This window comes from Actinoplanes sp. NPDC051861 (assembly GCF_040681145.1).
GTDB lineage: Bacteria > Actinomycetota > Actinomycetes > Mycobacteriales > Micromonosporaceae > Actinoplanes.
This window is the reverse complement of sequence record NZ_JBFAYE010000045.1, coordinates 1-2,020: the sequence shown is the minus strand read 5'-3', so window position 1 is coordinate 2,020 and position 2,020 is coordinate 1. Positions and strand designations below refer to the sequence as shown.

The 2,020-nt window shown below is 71.4% G+C and carries 4 protein-coding genes and 1 pseudogene; all 5 read right to left on the bottom strand.

From position 1 onward, the window contains the following. Nucleotides 1–683: pseudogene (locus AB0M02_RS46695) on the bottom strand (cell division protein FtsK); the annotation flags it as partial. After that, complete coding sequence (locus AB0M02_RS46690) at nt 680–1,000, bottom strand: hypothetical protein (protein ID WP_364238988.1); 321 nt, start codon at nt 998–1,000, stop codon at nt 680–682. The gene AB0M02_RS46690 and the pseudogene AB0M02_RS46695, both read right to left, overlap by 4 nt. Beyond that, complete coding sequence (locus tag AB0M02_RS46685; RefSeq protein ID WP_364238987.1) at nt 997–1,641, bottom strand: DUF2637 domain-containing protein; 645 nt, start codon at nt 1,639–1,641, stop codon at nt 997–999. Before AB0M02_RS46685 ends, AB0M02_RS46690 begins: the two co-directional genes overlap by 4 nt. Continuing rightward, a complete protein-coding gene (locus AB0M02_RS46680) occupies nt 1,638–1,832 on the bottom strand; it encodes a hypothetical protein (protein WP_364238986.1) in 195 nt (64 codons plus the stop codon). The genes AB0M02_RS46685 and AB0M02_RS46680 overlap by 4 nt, the downstream gene beginning before the upstream one ends. After that, a partial coding sequence (locus AB0M02_RS46675; protein WP_364238985.1) for a hypothetical protein occupies nt 1,829–2,020 on the bottom strand: 192 nt, incomplete at its 5' end. The genes AB0M02_RS46675 and AB0M02_RS46680, both read right to left, overlap by 4 nt.

Sequence of the window (2,020 nt, the reverse complement as noted above, 5' to 3'; positions counted from 1 at the left end):
CGGCCGGCGTGGGCGGGGTCTTGTTCGACGCGGACGGCGCCGGGGCGGGTGCCGAGGGCGGATTCGATGGCGGGCACTTTGGCGATGACGTCGGCGACGCTTTGTCCGGGGCGCAGTTTCATCAGGGCGCGCCAGCCCCAGGTGTCGACGACGGCGGACATGACGCGTGATCCGGCGAGGCCGATGGTTTCGGCGAGGTTGGGCCAGGCGTTGATGACGCGGTCGACGCGGACGCGGGCTCGGCGACGCCGATGCGCCCACCACGGCACGCCGAGCAGAAAGACGGCCACGATGAGGATCGTCGGCAGCGGAGTCCGGCCCACTCCGGCTGCTGTCGCAACAGTGAGCCAGCCTCCCGCGATGGCGGTCGTCATCGCCGCGTAGATCCGTTCCGCAGTCCGGGTGATGCCCCACGGGATGCCGCGCAGTGCGGCTCCTAGTGACGCAGCGATCGTGAGGATGGCGATCATCGGCCAGGCGTCGGGGTGGGTGGCGTGCAGAACGGAACCGGCGACGGCGAGGACGATCCCTGTCGTGATCGGTGCGAGTTCCGAGCGGTAGCGGAACAGTGCATGTGCGATGGCGGCGAGGCCGGCGATGAGCAGCGGTTCGTCGGGGACGAACAGCAGTGGTTGCGGGTTGCGGCGGAGCCATCGTCGGTGGCGGCGTCCGTAGGCCCTCATGCGGCGAGTTCGCCGTCGGCAGGCGGCGTCCAGTCCTGGTGTTCTGCGACGGCATCACGCAGGTAGGTCAGCGGGTGAGGTTCGCCGTCGCGGTCGGCGGCGAGGGCGGCTTGGGCGGCGGCGAGCAGGTCGGCGAAGTCCCATCGGGTGCGGCTCAGTAGCCGGGCGAGGCGGTCGGTCTCGGCGAGCAGGACGGGGATGTCGGCGAGGGCGGTCCAGAGGTTGACCGGTGTGGGTCGTTGGCGGGCAGCGCGCAGATGGGTCAGAACGGCCTCCTGATCGACGGTCGGGCGCGGGGTGTTCGGCTGGTTGGTCATGGGCGGGGTGAAGCCTCCTTTCGGTCGGTGGTCTCTGTGGTCAGGCGTCGGCGCAGTTCGGTGGCTTTGGGCCCGGCGATGTGCAGCGACTCGCGCAGTCCGTCGCGGCTGATGGGGCGTCCGTTGTGTGCGGCGCGGTGCCGGGCGTCGGCTTCGCGGGCGGCAGCCAGCAGGGCATCGTCGGTGCGGCGCTTCGGTCGGCGGGTCCGGACTCGGGTACGGACTTCGGTTCGTTCTTTGATGTCTGGGGGCGCGATGCTGGTGAGGGCGTGCAGGTGGGCGGTTAGGCCGAGGACGGCGGCGGGGACGGCGCCGACCAGGACGACGATCGGCCAGGAGATGTCGACGAGGCCGGTCGCGATAAGGTGGTAGCCGGCGTTCCCGACGATGCTGGTGGCGATGGCGCCCGTCGCGTTGGCGCGGGCGAAGCGCTGCGCTCGGCTGCTGGCCAGCGCTCCGGCGAGCCAGACCCGTGCCGAGGTCATTGCGTAGGCGTCGATGGTGACCGGTAGCAGCCAGGCGAGGCGGGCGGGCCAGCCCGCGACGATCGCGAGGCCGCGCAGGCCGGAGAAGCTCGCAACCGCGGCGGAGACCGCTGCGACGGTCATGCCGACGATCACCCACCAGTCGCGCGCTCTCACAGTTGCAGTCCGGCGATGAAGCGGGCCAGGGCGCGGAGTCCGTCACCGATTTCCGGGCCGATCGATGATGAGGCGAGGAAGTAGCCGAAGGCGGCGCAGATCGCGGCCTGCCAGAGCGGGAGGCGGGCGTAGCGCCAGAGCAGGTAGACGAAGACGCCGAGCAGGATGACGGCGGAGACGGCGATCGTCATGCGTCACCGCCACGGCGTCGGCGGGTGCGGATGCCTCGGTCGGCGCCGCTGTGGCGGCCGCGCGGCTGGTGCCGGCGGGTCCACCGCTGTCGGGCGGTGCACTTGCGGCAGAGCTTCGGGTGCCCGGTTGCGAGCTGGGCGCCGCAGGGGCAGGTCGGGGGTTCGTGGGTGAAGTGCTGGGTGTCCAT